The organism is Streptomyces sp. NPDC048659 (assembly GCF_040650575.1).
Lineage (GTDB): Bacteria > Actinomycetota > Actinomycetes > Streptomycetales > Streptomycetaceae > Streptomyces.
Genome location: NZ_JBEZHM010000030.1, coordinates 1 through 19,368, shown reverse-complemented (window position 1 = coordinate 19,368; position 19,368 = coordinate 1). Strand labels below are relative to the sequence as shown.

Here is a 19,368-nt window from a genome sequence, read left to right as displayed (position 1 = left end):
ACACCCCCGTCCGCTCCTCTCCGCCGGCTCGCGCGTCACATGCGCAGAGGGACGTCGGAGCAAGTGGGGCGAGCCAAGGGGGAGTTCGGATGGGCGAGCGATGGCGGGCGTCGTGGCCGCGCTCGGTGCGGTGCTGCTCGCCGGCGGATGCGCCGGCGGTACGGGCGGGGGAGCGCGCGACGGGGGCGCGCCGCCCGCCGCCGCGGGCCGGGGCGTCCCCGACAGTGTCACGGGGCTTTCCACCTTCGCCCTCGACGTGGACACCGCCTCCTACGGCTACGCCCGCCGCTCCCTCGCCGAGGGGCGGCTGCCCGCGCCGGAGGACGTACGGCCCGAGGAGTTCGTCAACAGCTTCCGGCCGGGGTACGCGCCGCCGCCGGACGACGGGTTCGCCGTCGCCCTCGACGGCGCCGACGGCTGGTCGCTGCTCCGGGTCGGGCTCGCCACCCGGCCCGCTTCGGGCGAACGTCCGCCCGCCGCGCTCACGTTCGTCGTCGACGTCTCCGGCTCCATGGCCGAGCCCGGCCGCCTCGACCTGGTCAAGGAGCCGCTCGGGCTGCTCGCGGACCGGCTCCGGGGCGACGACGCGATCGCCCTCGTCACCTTCAGCGGCACGGCGGAGACCGTGCTCCCGATGACCCGGGTCGGCGCCGCCCGCGAGCGGATCCGCGCGCTCGTCGACGGTCTGGAGACCTCCTCCTCCACCAACGTCGAGGCGGGCATCCGGGCCGGTTACGACACGGCCGTCGAGGGCCACCGCGAGGGCGCCACCAACCGGGTCGTGCTGCTCTCCGACGCCCTCGCCAACACCGGCGACACCGACGCCGAGGGCATCCTGGAGCGCGTCGACCGGGAGCGCCGGGCGTACGGGATCACCCTGTTCGGCGTCGGCGTGGGCGGCGAGTACGGGGACGCGTTCATGGAGCGGCTGGCCGACCGGGGCGACGGGCACACCACGTACGTCGCCACCTCCGCCCAGGCCCGCAAGGTCTTCGTCGACCAGCTCCCGGCCCACGTCGAGCTGCGCGCCAGGGACGCCAAGGCCCAGGTCGCCTTCGACCCGGGGACGGTGGAGAGCTTCCGGCTCGTCGGCTACGAGAACCGGGCGGCCGCCGACCGGGACTTCCGGGACGACCGCGTGGACGGCGGCGAGATCGGGGCCGGGCACACCGTGACGGCGCTGTACGCGGTCCGGCTGCGCCCGGGGGCGGGCGTCCGGGTGGCCACCGCCACGGTCCGCCGGCTCGACCCCGCCACCCGGGCCCCGCGCGAGCGCGCGGGCGCGGTCGACGCCGCGGCCCTCGGCGCCCCGCTGTGGGGGCCGGGGCACGACAGCCTCCAGGTGACCGTGCTCGCCGCCTGCTTCGCCGAACGGCTGCGCGGCACGGCGCTGCCCGGCACCCCGGGGCTGCGCGGACTCGCCGGGCACGCGGAGGCGCTGGCCGCCCGGGCCCGCTCGGCCTCCGTCCAGGAACTCGCGCGGGCGATCCGCCAGGCGGACGCGCTGGGCGGCGGGGCCGGCGAGGTCGGGGCGGGGGATCCGTACGCCGGTTGAATTACGGTGCGGGCATGGGTGGTTGGCGGTGTGTTCGGCCATCATGGGGGCATGGCCGCCCTGTTGATCGCCCTCTCCGTCGTCTGCACCGGGCTCTACGCCGGTTTCATGCTGATCTTCCAGACCGGGGTGATGCCCGCCCTGGCCCGGCTCTCCGACGAGGAGTTCGTGCGGGCCATGCGGCGGATCAACGAGTACGTGCCGAGGCCGGTGTTCCTGCTCGTCTTCCTCGGGGCCGTCGCCTTCCCCGCCGCCGCCCTGGCCGTGCCCGTGGACGGGCGGACCGGCGCGGGGACGTGGCTGGTGGTGGCCGGGCTCGTCGCCGCCGTCGCCAATCACCTGGTCACCGTCGCCGGGAACGTCCCGCTCAACACCGCGCTCGCCGCCTCCGAACCGGCCGGGGAGCCCGCGGGCGCGGTGCGGGCGGCCTTCGAGCGGCGCTGGAACGGCTTCCACCGAATCCGTACGCTCCTCGTCCTCGCCGCCTTCGGGCTGCTGACCGCCGCCGCCGTCCTCGGCGGCTGAGCGCGCGACGGGACGAGGGTCCGGAAATCGCTTTCCACCGACCTCCAGGTCTGTTTTTCGGTCGCCCTGCGTGACGATGAGGGCCCGTCAGGGGGTCCTCGGGGGCCTCTCGGGGGGTCCTGAGGGCGGGGGAGTCGGGGAGACCTGACGTTGTGTATCCCGTTACCTTTGGCATCTGTGCAGGTCAGGGCCGTTTTCGTCCAGCACGTGAGATGGTCGGGTTCACTGCGAACAAGGCTTCGGGTATGTTCCAGCTGCCGGAAAATTGGTACCCCCAGGTTTGTTTTCTCGGACCACCGGGATGCCGGTTCGGGCGATGAGAGGGACGTGACTGCCATGGCGAAGCAGGACCGGGCGATCCGTACCCGTCAGGCGATCCTGGAGGCGGCGGCGGCCGTTTTCGACGAGCGGGGCTACGAAGCGGCCAAGCTCTCCGACATCCTCCGGCTCGCCCAAGTGACCAAGGGCGCGCTCTACTTCCACTTCGATTCCAAGGAAGACCTCGCCCACGCGGTGATCGACGCGCAGGTGTCGGTGGTGCCCGCGCCGCCGCCGCAGATCTCCAAGGTGCAGGAGTTCGTCGACGTCGGCATGGTCTTCGCGCACCGGCTGACCTGCGACCGGGTGCTCAGCGGCTCGGTCCGGCTCACCCTCGACCAGGGCGGCCACGAGCTCAACCGGAGCGGCCCGTACCGGGAGTGGACCGAGATCAACCTGCGGCTGCTCACCGAGGCGAAGAAGGCCGGCGAGCTGCTCCCGCACGTCGACCCGGAGGAGATCGCCCCGCTCGTCGTCGGCTCCTACGCGGGGCTCAACCTGATGACCCACGCCCTGGAGGGGCACCGCTCCTCGATGGAGCGTTGGGCGTCCGCGCTCTACCGCCACCTGCTGCCGAGCGTCGTCGTCCCCTCCGTGCTCACCGTGCTCGATCTGGAGCCCGGCAGGGGCGCCCGTGCACTGGGAGTGGCGGACGACGCCCCCTGACGACCTCTTCGGCGCGTCTAATCAAACCGCGACGCTGGTTTCTTTATGATGCTGGCCGGATGGTGCCCGCACCGTTGCCTGAAAACGATCCACAAAAGATACCCGTGGGTCCAGTATCTGGATCCGTAGGTACGTTTCCCTGACTGTTGACGTTCCGTTGATGGGGACGGATATGTCGAAAAGGGACGAAAGTGGAGTCCAAACGGTACGGCGATTCCGTACCGTCCGGTTTCTTATTGACATGCATCGCGGTCTCTTTTCTAATCATCGAGGGTCATCCCGTGCACAGACGCTGAGGGGGCAAAGTGGACGTCCGGATCCTGGGAGGGCTGTCGGTACGCGAGAACGGGGTGTCGATCACCCCGACCGCGGCCGCGCCCCGACAACTGCTGGCCCTGCTCGCGGCCAGCGCCGACCAGGTCGTCCCGGTCGCCGTCCTCATGGAGGAGATCTGGCCGTCCGGCGCGCCGCGCGCCGCGCGGGCCGAGCTCCAGTCGCACATCCTCGGGCTGCGGGCGCTCATCGCCGCCGCGCTCACCGGGGCCGCTCCCGCGCCCGGCCGGCTGTTCCCCGGGGTCCCGCGGGCCTCTGAGGGCGCAAAGGGCCCCGAGGGCGCAGAGGGCACCGAGGGGCGCGCCGCCGAGACCGTCCTCGCCGCCCAGTCCGGCGGCTACCGTCTCGACACCGGCGGCGGTTCCCACGACGTCCGTCAGTTCGAGCGCGCGGCCGGCGCCGGCTACCGGGCCATGGAGGCGGGCGACCTCCCGCGCGCGGCGCTCCGCCTCGGCGAGGCCCTCGCCCTGTGGCGCGGCGAGCCGTACGCGGGTGTCGACGCGGGCCCCCGGCTGCGCGCCGAGACCGAGCGCCTGGAGGCGTCGCGGCTGAGCGTGCTCGACCAGTGGGTCGAGGCCCAGCTCGGGCTCGGCCGGCACGTCGAGCTGGTGCCCGAGCTCGCCGTCCTCGCCGCCCGGCACCCCGCCGACGAGTCGCTGCACGGCCAGTTCATGGTCGCCCTGCTGCGCTCCGGGCGCGCCGACGACGCCCTGGAGGCGTACCGCAGGCTCTGCGCCGGACTCCAGCGCGACGGCGGCCGGGAGCCCTCCGCGCGGCTGCGCCGGCTGCACCGCTCGGTCCTCGCCGTACGGGACGCGACGCTGCCCCGCGTACCCACGCAGTCCAGCGGGTTCTGGCTCCGGCCGCGGTCCGAGCCGGCCCTGGCCGGGCTCGCCGGGAGCCTCGTCTGAGGCGCGCCGGCCGGGCCCCCGGGGCGCCCGTGGCGGCGGGCCCCGGGCCAAAGGGGAATCAAGTGGTCGATCTCACCGTTGACCGTCGTCGACGCCCGAATTAATTTCGGCCAGCGGGAGGAGTTGAGGCATGTCCTACGACAGCGCGGACGGAGGCGGGGGCGCCGACGCGCTCGCCGTGCTGGAGCTGCTGGCCCGCGGGGCCCCACCGGGCCGGTTCGCCGAACTCCTCGAACGGGCCCGCGACGAGGGCCGCCCCGAAGCCGAACTGGACGCCCTGGAAAGGGCCGTTCACCTCGCCACCGACGTCGGCCGCACGCTCGCCCGCCGCGAGCGGAGCGAGGAGGGCCTCGCCGCCCTCCTCGACACCACCCGGGACCTGACCCTCCCGTACGACCTGGACGGCCTGCTGCGGGTCGTCACCCGCCGGGCCAAGCGCCTCCTCGGCCTCGACCTGGCCTGCGTCACCCTGCGCGGCCCGCACGGCGGGCGTCTGCCGCACAGCGCCGAAGGCGCCCTCACCCCGCTCGACCCGGTCGGCTGCCCCGCCCTCTTCGAAGGCGACGGACTCGGCGGCCTGGCCCACACCCTCGGCGAGCCCGCCTGGACCGAGGACTACCTGGCCGACGCCCGCTTCCCGCACTCCGCCGACATGGACGACCTGGTCCGCGCCGAGGGCCTGCGGGGCGTCCTCGCGGTGCCGCTGCGCACCGGCGACACCACCCTCGGCGTGCTCTACGGGGCCGACCGCGCCACCCGCCGGTACACCGGGGACGAGATCGCCCTGGCCGCCGCGCTCGCCGGGCTCGCCGCCGTCGCCACCGAGAAGGCGGGGCTGCTCGACCAGACCAGGGCCGAGGTCACCGAGCTCGAACGGGACAGCTCCCGGGCCCGCACCCGGCTCACCCGGATGAGGTACATCGGCGAGGCGCACAGCCGCATCATGAGCCTGATCCTCGCCGGCGGCGACCTGGGCAACGTGGCCACCGCCGCGGGCGACGCGCTCGACGGCGCCGTCCTGGTCCGCGACCCGGGCGGCCGGACCCTCGCGCGGGCGGGCGAGCTGCCCGGCCTCGACGAGGACGCCGTCGCCAAAGCCTCGCTCGACGCCCACGCGCTCCGCCGCCCGGTCCTCACCGCGAGCGGGCCGGGCCCGGCGGGGGAGCCGGGGGCGGGAGACGGGTACGGATACGGCGACGGGGACGGCGACCAGACCTGGGTCGCCCCGGTGCTGGCCGGCTCCGAGGACCTCGGCGTGCTCGTGGTCCGCGCCGCGACCCCGCTCACCGGCGAGGACGAGCGGCTGCTCGAACTGGCCGCGCAGTCCGTCGCGTTCCTGCTGCTGATGCAGCGCTCCACGGCGGTCGCCGAGGGCCCGGTCCGCGACGAGCTCCTCGACGACCTGCTCGCCGAGACCCAGCACTCCCCGCAGCAGATCGCCCAGCGGGCCCGCCGCCTCGGCCTCGACCTGCGCAAGCCGCACGTCGTCGTGGTGGCCCGCCCCGAGGGCGGCGAGCAGGGCCGCGCGGTCGTCTGGGCCTCCTCGTACGCCTACCGCGTGTCCGGCCTGAAGACCGTGCACGGCGGCGCGATCGTGCTGCTGCTGCCCGGGGTGGACGCCTCCGCCGCCGCGAAGGCCGTCTCCGGGGAGCTCTCGCCGCTGCTCGGGCACCCCGTGTCGGTGGGCGCCGCCGGGCCCGGCTGGAGCCCGGACAGCGTGAGCCGGCTCTACCAGGAGGCCATGCGCTGCCTGGACGCGATGGGCGCGCTGGGCGGTTCGGGGGCGGCGGCGTCCGTGCAGGACCTCGGCTTCCTCGGGCTGCTGCTCTCCGACGACCACGACGTGGACGGCTTCATCGAGTCGGCGATCGGGCCCGTGCTCGACTACGACGCCGAGCGGTTCACCGATCTGACCCGCACCCTGGAGGCGTACTTCGCCTCCGGCGGCAGCCCGACCAACGCGGCCGAGGCGCTGCACGTGCACCCGAACACGGTCTCGCGGCGGCTGGAGCGGATCGGCGAACTCCTGGGCGCGGAGTGGCAGAAGCCCGGCCACGTCCTGGAGGTGCAGCTGGCGCTGCGCCTCCAGCGCACCCGCGACGTCCTGGCCCGCCAGCGCGCCGAACTCCGCGACGCCCGCGCCGCGTCCCCGCCGTGCGAACGCCCGGGGGGCTGACGGGGGTTGAAGGGGGCTGAGACGGGGGCCGGCGAGGACGCGGACGCCCGGGGCGAGGGCCGACGCCGGGGCCGGGGCCGGGTCCCTGGGTCAAGGGCCGACGCTGGCGCCGGGTCCCCTGGGTCAACGGGCGGCGCCGGGGCCGGGTCCCCTGGGCCAAGGGGCGGCGCCGGGGCGCGGTCCGGGCCGTCGGCCCCGGGTCCCGCGCCCTGGCGCACCGGTTCACCCCGCCGAGCGCCCCTGGAGCTGGCCGAAGGCCGGTGGGGCCGCCGTGTTCCAGCCGGGGGACAGGACCGTCGCCGCGTGGGCCGCGGAGGCCAGCGTGATGTGCCGGTGCCAGCCGCGGAACGAGCGGCCCACGAAGTCCCGCAGGCCCGCGCCCTCGCCCACCGCGCGGAAGTCCCGCTCCACCCGCCGCGACAGCTTCGTCAGCCGCAGCAGCGGGCCGACCGCCGAACCGGTCAGGTCGGTGATCCACAGCCGGGCCGGGGCCCGCCGCGGGTCGTCCCACTCGCCGAGCAGCAGCAGCGGGCGCTGCCGCTCCCCGGCCGGCACGGGCAGCGTGACCCGTACCGCCGTGGCCAGCGAGGTCCGCGAGGTGCGCACCCCGGCCGCCGAGTCCACCCAGCTCACCGGGCGGCGCAGCCCCTTCAGGGACTCCAGGATCTGCTGGGCCGTCAGCGGGCCCGCGCCGAAGCCCGGCAGCGAGCGGTCCGCCACCGTCAGCCGGCAGCTCGTGCCGATCCGCGCCACCACGGGCACCCCGGCCAGCGCGAGCCGGTGCAGCGCCGCCCGCCCCGCACCGCCGCGGATGTCCAGCAGCAGCGGCTTGCGGGTCACCTCCGGCCAGCGGGCGGTGTCGAGCGCCGCGTTCACCGCGCACTCCTCCAGGGTCTCCTCCGCCGCGCCCTCGGGGACCTCCGCGCGGTCGCGCCGCGTGCGGTCCTTCACCCAGGGGTCCGGCAGGAAGAGCCGCCAGTTGACGGGGACGCTGATCTCCTCCGAGGCCATCCACACGCCGAAAGCCTGCTGGCCGCGGAAGACCTGACCGCGCTCCGGGTCGAAGCGGCGGTCGACACCGACCGAGTGGTCGCCGGCCTTCGGTATCGGCATGGGGCGCACCACCCACGCCTGGGGCGCGCTGTTCTGCTGCAGGAACCGGGCCAGCTCCGCCCGCATCGGGCGCCAGTCCCACGTCGAGCTGGAGATGAAGTGGTGCAGGCTCTGCTCCGCGGCCGGCCCGCCGATCTGGGCGGCGATGTTGCGGATGGACTTGCGGCCCTGGGCGGTCAGCAGCCCCCGCAGGTACTGCTCGGCCTTGATCCGCTGGTCGCGGCGCGGGAAGGCGGAGAAGAGCGCGGCGCACAACTCGCCGTACACGTCCTCTTCCGCCGCGTCCCGGGGCGCGGCGACGGTCCTGAACCTGGTTGCGACGGATGTACTCACGACACTCCTGACCGACGGTTGCGCAGCTCCCTCCAGCTGCCCCTCCACCGTCGCGCTTCGACACCCCCCGCGACGAGGTGTACCCGGCACCCGTCTGGGCCGCCTGATGGTGGCCGGACCACCGCCATACCCCGCGGGGGGATCTGACAGACTCGCCGGACGGCCTTTGACCGGCGCGCGGCCGGGCCCGGACCATCACTTCACGAGGCTGCACGGGCCGGGCTCCGGTTAATGCCCCAGGCCGAAGACCGTGCCTGTGCGCCTCGCTCCACCGGCACCCGCGCGGACCCGTCATGACCTGCGCGGACCGGACCGCGCCCCGGCCGTCCCCGGGGAGCGCCTACGCTGGTGCCATGGGATTCCGCGCGCAGCTTCCGGTCGTCGGCGTGGTCGCCGCGGGCGGCGCACTCGGCGCCTGCGCCCGGTACGGGGCGACGCTGGCCTGGCCCACCCCGGTCGGCGCGTTCCCCTGGACCATCCTCACGGTGAACGCGGCTGGCTGCGCCCTGCTCGGCGCGATCATGGTCTTCGCCACCGAGACCCTCACCCCGCCACACCCCCTGCTGCGCCCCTTCCTGGGCACCGGCGTCTGCGGCGGCTTCACCACCTTCTCCACCTACTCCCTGGACACCCAGCGGCTGCTCGCCGCCGGGGACGCCGCGCGGGGCCTCTCGTACCTCGCGCTGACCGCGCTGACCGCGCTCGCCGCCGTGTGGGCGGGTGTCACCGCCGCGCGGGCCGTCGCCGGCGCGGCGCCCGAGAGGAGGCGGCGATGACCCGGCTCACCGGCCCCGCCCTGCGCCTGACGGTCCTCGTCGGCGAGGGCGACACGTGGCACCACCGGCCGCTGTACACCGAGATCGTCCACCGCGCCCACGCGGCCGGTCTCGCCGGCGCCTCCGTCTTCCGCGGCATCGAGGGCTTCGGCGGCTCCTCGCTCGTCCACACCACCCGGCTGCTCTCGCTCGGCGAGGACCTGCCGGTCGCGGTCCTCATGGTCGACACCGAGGAGCGGATCCGGGCCTTCCTGCCCCGGCTGGAGGGGCTGGTCCCGGACGGCCTCGTCTTCCTCGACGCCTGCGAGGTCGTGCAGTACGCGCGGGGCGCCCGGGACCAGGACCAGGCGGAGTCCCAGAAGTCACAGGAGTCCCCGGAGTCCCAGGAGCCGCCCGAGTGAACTGGCTGCTCGTCGTGCTCGGCGCCGCCGTCGGCGCGCCCCTGCGCTACCTCACCGACCGCGCCGTCCAGGCCCGCCACGACTCCGTCTTCCCCTGGGGCACCTTCACCGTCAACGTCGTCGGCTCCCTCGTCCTCGGCCTCCTCACCGGGATCGCCTCCACCCGCTGGGGCCTGCTCCTCGGCACCGGCCTGTGCGGGGCCCTCACCACGTACTCGACCTTCTCCTTCGAGACCCTGAAGCTCTACGAGTCGGGCGCCCGCGGCTACGCGGCGGCCAACGTCCTCGGCAGCATCGCCGCCGGGCTCGGCGCCGTCTGGCTCGGCGTCCTCCTCGTCTCGTAACGCCCGCGCCCCGCCCCCCGCCCGCGCCCCGCACGTCAGGATCACGTCAAGAGGCGCCCGAGCGGCGTCAAGAGCGCGGGAGGAACGCGCCTTTCCGGCCCGGACGCGCCCCACGCTGGGCACTCCTGTGGGGATCCGAACGTGAAAGGGAACGCGCGCATGGGCGTCCAGACCACCGAGAGCTCAGCCGTGCGGGGTGCCGAGGAGCCTCCCGATACGGGGGCCCGGCACCGGCTCACCGCCGTCACCGGGCTCGCCGCCCTCTCGCTCGACGCGATGGCGTCCGTGGCGTACGGGCCCGAGGCCATCGTCCTGGTCCTCGCCGCCGCCGGCGCCCACGGGCTCGGCTTCACCCTGCCGGTGACCCTGGCGATCGCCGGCCTGCTGGCCGTGCTGGTGGCCTCGTACCGGCAGGTCATCGCCGCCTTCCCGGACGGCGGCGGCTCCTACGCCGTCGCCCGCGCGCACCTCGGCCGCCGCACCGGCCTGGTCGCCGCCGCCTCCCTCGTCCTCGACTACGTCCTCAACGTCGCCGTGGCCGTCACCGCCGGAGTCGCCGCGCTCACCTCCGCCTTCCCCGGCCTCTACGGGGACCGGCTGGCGATCTGCCTGGGCGTCCTCGTCCTCGTCACCGCCGTGAACCTGCGGGGCATCGTCGACTCGGCCCGCGCCTTCCTCGTCCCCACGGTGGTCTTCGTCGGCGCGATCCTCGCCATGGTCGTCGTCGGCCTCTTCCGGGACGCGCCCGTCTCCACCGCCACCTCCGCCGGACACGCCTCCGTCCTCGCCGACAACGCGACCACCGTCGGCGCGCTGCTGCTGCTCAAGGCGTTCGCCTCCGGCTGCTCCGCGCTCACCGGCGTCGAGGCCATCGCCAACGCCGTGCCGTCCTTCCGCGCCCCCGCCGCCCGCCGCGCGATGCGCGCCGAGGTCGCCCTGGGCGCGCTCCTCGGCGTCATGCTGATCGGCCTGTCGGTGCTGATCTCCCGCTTCGGCCTCCAGCCGGTCGAGGGCGTCACCGTCCTCGCCCAGCTCGCCGACGCCTCCTTCGGCCACAACGCGGCCTTCTACGTGGTGCAGTTCGCCACCATGCTGCTGCTGGCCCTCTCGGCCAACACCTCCTTCGGCGGGCTGCCGGTGCTGCTGAAGCTGCTCGCGCGGGACGACTACGTGCCGCACGTCTTCGGGCTGAAGGCCGACCGGCAGGTGCACCGGCACGGCGTCGTGTGGCTGGCCGTCGTCTCCGCCGCGCTGCTGGTCTTCTCCGGCGGCGACACCAACACCCTGGTGCCGCTCTTCGCCATCGGCGTCTTCGTCGGCTTCACGATCGCCCAGACCGGCATGGTCCTGCACTGGCGGGCCCGCCGGCAGTGGGGCCGGGCCGCCCTCAACGGCCTCGGCGCCGTGCTCACCGGCGTCTCGGCGCTCGTCGTGACCGCCACCAAGTTCCACGACGGGGCCTGGCTGATCGTGATCGCCTTGCCCGTGCTCGTCGGCCTGTTCGAGCTCGTCCACCGGGCGTACGGCCGGATCGGCGAGCGGCTCGGCGTCGGCCGGATCCCCGCGCCGCCGCACCGGGCGCGCTCCCTGGTCCTGGTCCCGGTCTCCTCGCTGACCCGGCTGACCAGCGAGGCGCTGACCGCCGCCGTGTCGCTCGGCGACGAGGTCCGCGCGGTCACCGTCTGCCACGCGGACCCCGAGGACCGGGAGCAGACGGAGGCGCTGGAGCGCGACTGGGCGCTGTGGAACCCGGGCGTGCCGCTGGTCCGGCTGGCCTCCGAGCGGCGCTCGCTGGGCCGCCCGGTCAGCGCGTACGTACGGGAGCTGACCGCCGCCGCCCCGGACGTCCGGGTGACGGTGCTGGTCCCGGAGGCGGAGCCGGAGCGGCTGTGGCAGCGGCTGCTGCAGAACCGGCGGGGCGCCGTCGTCGCCCACGCGGTGCGCCGGGACACGGACGCGGTGGTGTGCCGGCTGCGGCTGCGGGTCTGAACGGCGCGGCGCCCAACCGGTCTTCAGAGCCCGGAGACCTTGAAGACCGTGTGGGCCGTCTCCCGGTCGATCCGGCGCCGGAGCTGCGCCAGGGCCGTCGTCCCGCACAGCAGGGTGCCCTCGCGCAGGGAGGTGCTGGTGTCGGTGTCGAGGAGGTGCCAGAGCGGCGGGTTGGCGACCAGGACGGCCGGGTCGAACTCGGCCCGGTTGCCGTACCGGTCGCGCAGGACGAGCCGCTGGGCGACCCCGTTCGACCAGCGGACCGACACCAGCCGGTCGGTGCGCACGGTCCGCCGGGCGCACAGCCCGCGCACGGTCAGGCGCCCGGGGACGGCGGACACCCGGGCGGGCAGCAGGACGACGAAGAGGAGGACGGCCAGGGCGAGCCAGAGCGGCGCGCCCCAGCCCGCCATGCCGCCGTCGGCGGTGTCGATGCCGACGCAGGCGGCGAGGAGCAGCCCGGCACACCCGGCGGCGGCCCGCGCCTCACCGGGCCAGGTGGTGTCACGGGCGGGGGCCGCGGGATCGGGGGGCTCGTCGGGGGTGCCGGTGGGGACGGTGTCCTGACGGGGGCTCATAGGGCCTGTCCGGCGCGAGGACTTCGCGGGTTTCGCGGGCTTCATGGGCTTCACGGGCTTCATGGAACGGACGCTAGGCCCGGCGGCCGGAGCCGCCGGGCCGTCCTGACAGACCGTTTACGCGGCGTACGGCAACCTTGACGCCGGGCTGACGGGCCCGGTCGCGTAGTGGGTGTACTCGCGGGCGAGCCGGAAGCCGGCCGTCCAGGCGAGGAGCCGGCTGGGCCGGTTGTCGCGGGAGCAGCACCAGCTCGCGGTCCGGCCGCGGGCCGCGATGTCGGCGGTGAGGCCCGTGACGCAGGCCAGGGTGAGCCGTCGCCGGCGTTCCTCGGGCGCCGTCACGCAGGCCACGTCCTCGTAGGCGCTGCCCGCGAAGCGGGTGCAGGCCACGGCGAGGACCCGGTCGCGGCGGAAGGCGGCCCAGCCGCGCCCGGAGCCCGCGAGCCCGCCCGGGCCGCCCCAACCGGCGTGGATCCAGGCCATGGTGGGGTCGAGGGCGGCGAGGGCCGGGGTGTCCGCGGGGGTCAGGCGGCGCACGGTCACGCCCCACGGCAGCTGCGGCCCGGTCACCGGGACGCGGTGCACGTAGAGCATCCGCTCCCAGGGGGTGAGCCGCTCGAAGGCGGCGCCGAGGGCGGGCAGGAAGCGGTCGGGGGCCTCGACGTGCTGTCCGGCGAAGGGGGCGAGTGCGGCGGCCGGCAGGGCGGTCGGGTCGCCGGCCAGCAGGGTGTGCCCGGCGCAGGAGACCCCCACGAGCCGGGGCCGATCGGCGCGGTCGCTCCACCAGCGGCCGTGCCCGGTGGCCAGGACGTGCTCGGCGAGGGCCGCGGTGCCGGGCCCGGCGGTGAGGAAGGCCCGCGCGGCGGACGGCGGCCGGTGGGCGGGGTGCGGGATCACGCGGGCCCGTTCAGACGCTCTGGCCGGAGCCGGAGCCGGAGCCGGAGCCGGAGCCGGAGCCGGAGCCGATGCGGGGGTAGGAGCCGGAGCCGATGCCCGCGCCGGTGGCGAGGGCGGTGCGGCCGGACAGGGACGGGGACATGGCTCCTCCTGGGAGCGGTCGAAGGGAGGGAAACGGGAGCGGGGCGCCCGACCTCGGTGGTCGTGGCGCCCGTCCTCAGCGAAGCCCCCGCCCGGTCCGGCGGCAAGGACGGCGTTCCTTCTCTGACGGTCCTTTGACGAGGGCCCGGCCGCCCCGTCCGGCACCGCCCGCCGCCCGTCCGGCGGGTGCCCAGAGGGGCCCTGACCGCTTCCCGACCGGTTCATGGCCGGTCCTGAGCGGGTCGTGTCCGGAAGCGGCGTAGAAGATGCGTAAAGAGGGCGCCCGGCGGCGTTAGGGGAGCGTCAAGGGCGGCGGTGGCCCGTTCCGGACGCGGTTTGCTCGGCTCGTCAGAAAAATCCGCTCTCTCTGTCAGGAGCTCACGATGGCCGACGTGGCCTTCGTGGTCACCACGATCGCGGTCTTCGCGCTGGTGGCCTTCATCGCCAAGGGGGTGGCGAAGCTGTGAACGCCGAGAACATCGTCGGCCTCATCGTCGCCGTCGCCCTCCTGGGGTATCTCGTCCTCGCGCTCGTCAAGCCGGAGAGGTTCTGAGCCCCGACATGTCTCCTGTTCTCGCGGGCGTCCTGCAGTTCCTCGCCCTGGCCGCCGCCCTCGCCCTCTCGTACAAGCCGCTGGGTGAGTACATGGCGAAGGTCTACTCCTCGGACAAGCACCTCAAGCCCGAGAAGTGGATCTACAAGGCCATCGGAGCCGATCCGAACACCGAGATGCGCTGGCCCGCGTACCTGCGCGGCGTGCTCGCCTTCTCCGTGGTGAGTGTCCTCTTCCTCTATCTGCTCCAGCGCCTCCAGGGCTCCCTGCCCGGCTCGCTCGGCTTCGTCTCCATCGACCCGGACCAGGCGTTCAACACGGCCGCGTCCTTCGTCGCCAACACCAACTGGCAGTCGTACTACGGCGAGCAGGCCATGGGCCACGTCGTGCAGACCGGCGGCCTCGCGGTGCAGAACTTCGTCTCGGCGGCGGTGGGGATCGCCGTGGCGGTGGCCCTCGTGCGCGGCTTCGCCCGGTCCCGTACCGGCGAGCTCGGCAACTTCTGGGCCGACCTGGTCCGCGGCACCGTCCGGATCCTGCTGCCGATCTCGGTGGTCGGCGCCCTGGTGCTCGTCGCGTGCGGCGCGATCCAGAACTTCGCCGGCATCCACGAGGTCGGCCAGTTCATGGGCGGCACCCAGCAGTGGAACGGCGGCGCGGTGGCCTCGCAGGAGGTCATCAAGGAGCTGGGCACGAACGGCGGCGGTTACTTCAACGCCAACTCCTCGCACCCCTTCGAGAACCCCAACGGGCTCTCCAACCTCTTCGAGATCTACCTGATCCTCGTCATCCCCTTCGCGCTCACCCGCACCTTCGGCCGCATGGTCGGCTCGATCAGGCAGGGGTACGCGATCCTCGCCACCATGGCGACCATCTGGGTCGGCTTCACCGCCCTGATGATGTGGACCGAGTTCGCCCACCCGGGCCCCGCCTTCGACCTCGCGGGCGGCGCGATGGAGGGCAAGGAGACCCGCTTCGGCATCGGCGGCTCGTCGATCTTCGCGGTGGCGACCACGCTCACCTCGACCGGCGCCGTGAACTCCTTCCACTCCTCGTACACCGGCTTCGGCGGCGGCCTCACCATGCTCGGGATGCAGCTCGGCGAGATCGCGCCCGGCGGTGTCGGCTCCGGCCTCTACGGGATGCTGATCATGGCGATCATCGCGGTCTTCATCGCCGGTCTGATGGTCGGCCGCACCCCCGAGTACCTGGGCAAGAAGATCGGCACCCGCCAGATCAAGTACGCGGCCTGCTACATCCTCGTCACCCCGGCCCTGGTGCTCACCTTCACCGCCCTGGCGATGGCCCTGCCGACGCCGGCGGACTCCATGACCAACTCCGGCGCGCACGGCTTCTCCGAGATCCTGTACGCCTACACCTCCGGCGCCAACAACAACGGCTCCGCCTTCGCGGGCCTGAACGCCGACACCCAGTGGTTCAACACGACGATCGGCATCGCGATGCTGCTCGGCCGGTTCCTCCCGATGGTGTTCGTCCTCGCGCTGGCGGGCTCCCTCGCCGAGCAGACGCCCGTCCCCGAGACCGCGGGCACCCTGCGCACCGAGAAGCCGCTCTTCACCGGCCTCCTCGTCGGCACGATCATGATCATCACCGGTCTGACCTACTTCCCGGCCCTGGCGCTGGGACCGCTCGCCGAAGGGCTGGCAGCATGAGCACCCTCACCCCCACCCGCGTCCCGCACGACGAGGACGCCGCGACCCCGCGCGAGGGCACCGGCGCGGGACGGGTCGGCGGCGGGCTCTTCGACCCGAAGCAGCTGCTGAAGTCGCTGCCGGACGCGCTGCGCAAGCTGGACCCGCGCGTGATGGTGAAGTCGCCGGTCATGTTCGTGGTCCTGGTCGGCTCGGTGGTCACCACCGGGCTCGCGATCGCGCACCCCGGCGACTGGTTCGGCTGGGCGATCACCGCCTGGCTCTGGCTCACCACGATCTTCGCCAACCTGGCGGAGGCCGTCGCGGAGGGCCGCGGCAAGGCGCAGGCCGACACCCTGCGCAAGGCCAAGACCGACACCGTCGCCCGCCGGATCATCGGCACGAACGAGGAGCGCGTCCCCGGCACCGAGCTGCGCATCGGCGACCTGGTGGTCTGCGAGGCCGGCGACGTCATCCCCGGCGACGGCGATGTCGTCGAGGGCGTCGCGTCGGTCGACGAGTCCGCCATCACGGGTGAGTCGGCGCCGGTGATCCGCGAGTCGGGCGGCGACCGCTCGGCCGTCACCGGCGGCACGAAGGTGCTGTCCGACCGCGTCGTCATCAAGATCACGACGAAGCCCGGCGAGACCTTCATCGACCGCATGATCAACCTGGTCGAGGGCGCCGCCCGGCAGAAGACCCCCAACGAGATCGCCCTCAACATCCTGCTGGCGTCCCTCACCATCGTCTTCCTGCTGGCCGTCGTCACCCTCAAGCCCTTCGCGATCTACGCCGGGGCCGACAAGCAGACCTCGATGATCGTCCTCACGGCGCTCCTGGTCTGCCTCATCCCCACCACCATCGGCGCCCTGCTCTCCGCGATCGGCATCGCCGGCATGGACCGGCTCGTGCAGCGCAACGTCCTCGCCATGTCCGGCCGGGCCGTCGAGGCCGCCGGCGACGTGTCCACCCTGCTGCTCGACAAGACCGGCACCATCACCCTCGGCAACCGCCAGGCCGCCGAGTTCGTCCCGGTCAAGGGCGTCACCGCGGCCGAGGTCGCGGACGCCGCCCAGCTCTCCAGCCTCGCCGACGAGACCCCCGAGGGCCGCTCGATCGTCGTCCTCGCCAAGGAGCGGTACGGGCTGCGCGAGCGCCACCAGGGCGAGCTCGCCCACGCCGAGTGGATCGCCTTCACCGCCCAGACCCGCATGTCCGGCGTGGACCTCACCGAGGACGGCGTGACGCGCAAGGTCCGCAAGGGCGCGAGCGGTTCGGTCGTGGCCTGGGTGGAGGAGAACGGCGGGCGGGTCGCGGAGGACGCGCAGGCGCTCACCGACGCGATCTCGCAGGCGGGCGGCACCCCGCTGCTGGTGGCCGTCCAGGACGGCAAGGGCGCCCGGGTCCTCGGCGTCATCCACCTCAAGGACGTGGTCAAGGAGGGGATGCGCGAGCGCTTCGACGAACTGCGCCGGATGGGCATCAAGACCATCATGATCACCGGCGACAACCCGCTGACCGCCAAGGCCATCGCAGAGGAGGCCGGAGTCGACGACTTCCTCGCCGAGGCCACCCCCGAGGACAAGATGGCCCTCATCAAGCGGGAGCAGGCGGGCGGCAAGCTGGTCGCGATGACCGGCGACGGCACCAACGACGCCCCGGCCCTCGCCCAGGCGGACGTCGGCGTCGCGATGAACACGGGCACGTCGGCCGCGAAGGAGGCCGGCAACATGGTCGACCTCGACTCCGACCCGACCAAGCTCATCGAGATCGTCGAGATCGGCAAGCAGCTCCTCATCACCCGGGGCGCGCTCACCACCTTCTCCATCGCCAACGACGTGGCGAAGTACTTCGCGATCATCCCCGCCATGTTCGCCGTCGCCTACCCGGGCCTGGACAAGCTCAACATCATGGCGCTGTCCTCGCCCGAGTCCGCGATCCTGTCCGCCGTCATCTTCAACGCGCTGATCATCATCGCCCTGGTGCCGCTCGCCCTGAAGGGCGTCCGCTACCGCCCGACCAGCGCCGACAGGATGCTCCGCCGCAACCTCGGCCTGTACGGACTCGGCGGCCTGATCGCCCCGTTCGTCGGCATCAAGCTCATCGACCTGATCCTCTCCCTCATCCCCGGAATCGGCTGATCATGAACAACTCGGTAGGAAACGCGGGGCGGTTGCTCTGGGCGGGCCTGCGCGCCCTGCTCGTCCTCACGGTCGTGTGCGGCGTGCTCTACCCGCTCGCCGTCACCGGGATCGCCCAACTCGCCTTCCACGACAAGGCGAACGGCTCCGAGATCAAGGACGCGAGCGGCCGGGTCGTCGGCTCGGAGCTGATCGGGCAGACCTACAACCTGCCCCTGAAGGACGGCGAGGAGACGGCGAGCCCGGACCTCAAGTGGTTCCAGCCGCGTCCGTCGAACGGCCTCGGCTCCAACAGCGTCAACACCCAGTACAAGCTGATCCTGTCGGGTGCGACCAACCGTTCGGGTGACAACGCCGATCTGATCAAGTGGGTGACCGACGCCAAGGCGGCCGTGGTCAAGGACAACTCCACCGCCGGTTACACGGTCAAGCCGTCCGACGTGCCCGCCGACGCTGTGACGTCCTCCGGCTCCGGCCTCGACCCGCACATCTCCCCGGCGTACGCCGAGCTCCAGGTCCACCGGATCGCCGAGCGCAACGGGCTCCCCGTCGCCGCCGTCGAGCGGCTGGTCGCCGAGCACACCGACGGGCGGATCCTCGGCTTCGTCGGCGAGCCCCGGGTCAACGTCCTCCAGCTCAACATCGCCCTCAAGGCGCTCGTGGCGGCCAAGGGCTGACCGGAGTGTTACACGACAGGCCCCGCGGGCCCGGGGGAGCACCCCGGGCCCGCGCGGCCGTGAACAGGAAGGCCGCAGGATGACCCGGGTACTGGTCGTGGAGGACGACCCGCAGCTCGCGCGGGCGCTGGTCATCAACCTCCAGGCGCGGACGTACGAGGTGGACTCCGCGCCCGACGGGGCCACCGCCCTCCGGCTCGCCGCCGACCGCCGGCCCGACGTGATCCTTCTCGACCTCGGGCTGCCCGACATGGACGGCCTCGACGTCATCGCCGGGCTGCGCGGCTGGAGCAGGGTGCCGATCCTCGTGCTCTCCGCCCGCAGCGCCTCCGAGGAGAAGGTGCACGCCCTCGACGTCGGCGCCGACGACTACATGACCAAGCCCTTCAGCATGGACGAGCTGCTCGCCCGGCTGCGGGCCGCCGCCCGCCGCCGGGAGGCCGTGCCCGAGACCGAGGTCACCGTCGTGGCCACCGAGGACTTCACCGTGGACCTGGTGGCCCGCCGGGTGCGCCGGGGCGGCCGGGACGTGCGGCTCACCCCGACCGAGTGGCACCTGCTCGACATCCTGGTCCGCAACCCCGGCCGGCTCGTCGCCCAGCGGCACCTCCTGGAGGAGGTCTGGGGCGCCGGCTACCGGGGCAACACCAACTACCTGCGGGTGTACATGGCCCAGCTGCGGCGGAAGCTGGAGCCGGACCCCTCGCACCCGCGCTATCTGATCACGGAGGCCGGCATGGGCTACCGCTTCGAGCCGGCCCGTGGCTAGGCGCGGCAGGCTCCGCATCTACCTCGGCGCGGCGCCGGGTGTCGGCAAGACGTACGCGATGCTCTCCGAGGGGCACCGGCGGGTGGAGCGCGGCACGGACTGCGTGGTGGCGTTCGTGGAGCATCACGACCGGCCGCGTACGGAGGTGATGCTGCACGGTCTGGAGCAGGTGCCGCGCCGGGAGATCCCGTACCGGGACACCGTCTTCCCCGAGATGGACATCGACGCGGTCCTCGCCCGCCGCCCCGCCGTCGCCCTCGTCGACGAACTCCCGCACACCAACGTGCCCGGCTCCCGCAACCCCAAGCGGTGGCAGGACGTGGAGGAGCTGCTGGCCGCGGGGATCGACGTGGTGTCGACGGTGAACATCCAGCATCTGGAGTCGCTGGGTGACGTGGTGGAGTCGATCACGGGGGTGCGGCAGCGGGAGACGGTGCCGGACGAGGTGGTGCGGCGGGCGGACCAGATAGAGCTGGTGGACATGTCGCCGCAGGCGCTGCGGCGGCGGATGGCGCACGGC

The 19,368-nt window shown here is 73.7% G+C and carries 18 protein-coding genes and 1 pseudogene; 15 read left to right on the top strand and 4 right to left on the bottom strand.

Annotated elements, in window-relative coordinates:
• The first annotated feature begins 100 nt into the window (after positions 1-100).
• The 5 genes from AB0C99_RS22595 (at position 101) to AB0C99_RS22575 (ending at position 6,484) form a co-directional block, all read left to right on the top strand.
• A complete protein-coding gene (locus tag AB0C99_RS22595; protein ID WP_362477766.1) occupies positions 101-1,555 on the top strand; it encodes a von Willebrand factor type A domain-containing protein in 1,455 nt (484 codons plus the stop codon).
• 51 nt (positions 1,556-1,606) lie between these two features.
• Positions 1,607-2,080: an anthrone oxygenase family protein gene (locus AB0C99_RS22590; RefSeq protein WP_362477763.1), complete on the top strand. Its 474-nt coding sequence runs from the start codon at positions 1,607-1,609 to the stop codon at positions 2,078-2,080.
• A 336-nt stretch (positions 2,081-2,416) separates the two neighbouring features.
• The gene (locus tag AB0C99_RS22585; protein WP_362477760.1) at positions 2,417-3,064 is read left to right on the top strand and encodes a ScbR family autoregulator-binding transcription factor; all 648 of its coding nucleotides are present in this window, start codon (positions 2,417-2,419) and stop codon (positions 3,062-3,064) included.
• A 305-nt stretch (positions 3,065-3,369) separates the two neighbouring features.
• Entirely contained in the window at positions 3,370-4,308 is a 939-nt protein-coding gene (locus AB0C99_RS22580; protein WP_362477757.1) for an AfsR/SARP family transcriptional regulator, read from the top strand.
• A 130-nt stretch (positions 4,309-4,438) separates the two neighbouring features.
• Positions 4,439-6,484, top strand: coding sequence for a helix-turn-helix domain-containing protein (locus tag AB0C99_RS22575; RefSeq protein WP_362477755.1), 2,046 nt, complete (start codon positions 4,439-4,441; stop codon positions 6,482-6,484).
• Positions 6,485-6,706: 222 nt separating this feature from the next.
• Here AB0C99_RS22575 and AB0C99_RS22570 read toward each other — a convergent pair whose 3' ends face one another.
• The gene (locus AB0C99_RS22570; RefSeq protein WP_362477752.1) at positions 6,707-7,930 is read right to left on the bottom strand and encodes a transposase; all 1,224 of its coding nucleotides are present in this window, start codon (positions 7,928-7,930) and stop codon (positions 6,707-6,709) included.
• A 353-nt stretch (positions 7,931-8,283) separates the two neighbouring features.
• Between AB0C99_RS22570 and crcB (AB0C99_RS22565) the strand changes: the two genes are divergently transcribed.
• From crcB (AB0C99_RS22565) to AB0C99_RS22550, 4 genes are all read left to right on the top strand, one after another.
• Positions 8,284-8,706, top strand: a complete 423-nt coding sequence (crcB, locus tag AB0C99_RS22565) for a fluoride efflux transporter CrcB (protein ID WP_362477751.1) — start codon at positions 8,284-8,286, stop codon at positions 8,704-8,706.
• Positions 8,703-9,107, top strand: coding sequence for a DUF190 domain-containing protein (locus AB0C99_RS22560; RefSeq protein WP_362477748.1), 405 nt, complete (start codon positions 8,703-8,705; stop codon positions 9,105-9,107). Before crcB (AB0C99_RS22565) ends, AB0C99_RS22560 begins: the two co-directional genes overlap by 4 nt.
• Positions 9,104-9,451, top strand: a complete 348-nt coding sequence (gene crcB, locus AB0C99_RS22555; protein ID WP_362477746.1) for a fluoride efflux transporter CrcB — start codon at positions 9,104-9,106, stop codon at positions 9,449-9,451. The genes AB0C99_RS22560 and crcB (AB0C99_RS22555) overlap by 4 nt, the downstream gene beginning before the upstream one ends.
• Before the next feature lie 159 nt (positions 9,452-9,610).
• Complete coding sequence (locus AB0C99_RS22550; protein WP_362477744.1) at positions 9,611-11,440, top strand: APC family permease; 1,830 nt, start codon at positions 9,611-9,613, stop codon at positions 11,438-11,440.
• A 23-nt stretch (positions 11,441-11,463) separates the two neighbouring features.
• Here AB0C99_RS22550 and AB0C99_RS22545 read toward each other — a convergent pair whose 3' ends face one another.
• The 3 genes from AB0C99_RS22545 to AB0C99_RS22535 form a co-directional block, all read right to left on the bottom strand.
• The gene (locus AB0C99_RS22545; protein ID WP_362477741.1) at positions 11,464-12,018 is read right to left on the bottom strand and encodes a hypothetical protein; all 555 of its coding nucleotides are present in this window, start codon (positions 12,016-12,018) and stop codon (positions 11,464-11,466) included.
• Between the two features lie 117 nt (positions 12,019-12,135).
• Positions 12,136-12,915 (bottom strand): GNAT family N-acetyltransferase, encoded by a 780-nt coding sequence (locus AB0C99_RS22540; protein WP_362477738.1) that lies wholly within the window; start codon positions 12,913-12,915, stop codon positions 12,136-12,138.
• A 10-nt stretch (positions 12,916-12,925) separates the two neighbouring features.
• Positions 12,926-13,057 (bottom strand): hypothetical protein, encoded by a 132-nt coding sequence (locus AB0C99_RS22535; protein WP_362477735.1) that lies wholly within the window; start codon positions 13,055-13,057, stop codon positions 12,926-12,928.
• Positions 13,058-13,519: 462 nt separating this feature from the next.
• On the opposite strand from AB0C99_RS22535, the gene kdpF reads away from it, so the two are divergent.
• The 6 genes and pseudogenes from kdpF to AB0C99_RS22505 form a co-directional block, all read left to right on the top strand.
• Positions 13,520-13,609: a K(+)-transporting ATPase subunit F gene (gene kdpF, locus AB0C99_RS22530; protein ID WP_063785316.1), complete on the top strand. Its 90-nt coding sequence runs from the start codon at positions 13,520-13,522 to the stop codon at positions 13,607-13,609.
• Between the two features lie 8 nt (positions 13,610-13,617).
• The gene (gene kdpA, locus AB0C99_RS22525) at positions 13,618-15,282 is read left to right on the top strand and encodes a potassium-transporting ATPase subunit KdpA (RefSeq protein ID WP_362477732.1); all 1,665 of its coding nucleotides are present in this window, start codon (positions 13,618-13,620) and stop codon (positions 15,280-15,282) included.
• The gene (kdpB, locus tag AB0C99_RS22520; protein WP_362477729.1) at positions 15,279-17,402 is read left to right on the top strand and encodes a potassium-transporting ATPase subunit KdpB; all 2,124 of its coding nucleotides are present in this window, start codon (positions 15,279-15,281) and stop codon (positions 17,400-17,402) included. The genes kdpA and kdpB overlap by 4 nt, the downstream gene beginning before the upstream one ends.
• Positions 17,403-17,404: 2 nt before the next feature.
• Positions 17,405-18,079: a potassium-transporting ATPase subunit C gene (locus tag AB0C99_RS22515; RefSeq protein WP_362477726.1), complete on the top strand. Its 675-nt coding sequence runs from the start codon at positions 17,405-17,407 to the stop codon at positions 18,077-18,079.
• A gap of 79 nt (positions 18,080-18,158) precedes the next feature.
• Entirely contained in the window at positions 18,159-18,848 is a 690-nt protein-coding gene (locus AB0C99_RS22510; protein ID WP_362477724.1) for a response regulator, read from the top strand.
• Positions 18,841-19,368: pseudogene (locus tag AB0C99_RS22505) on the top strand (histidine kinase); the annotation flags it as partial. The gene AB0C99_RS22510 and the pseudogene AB0C99_RS22505, both read left to right, overlap by 8 nt.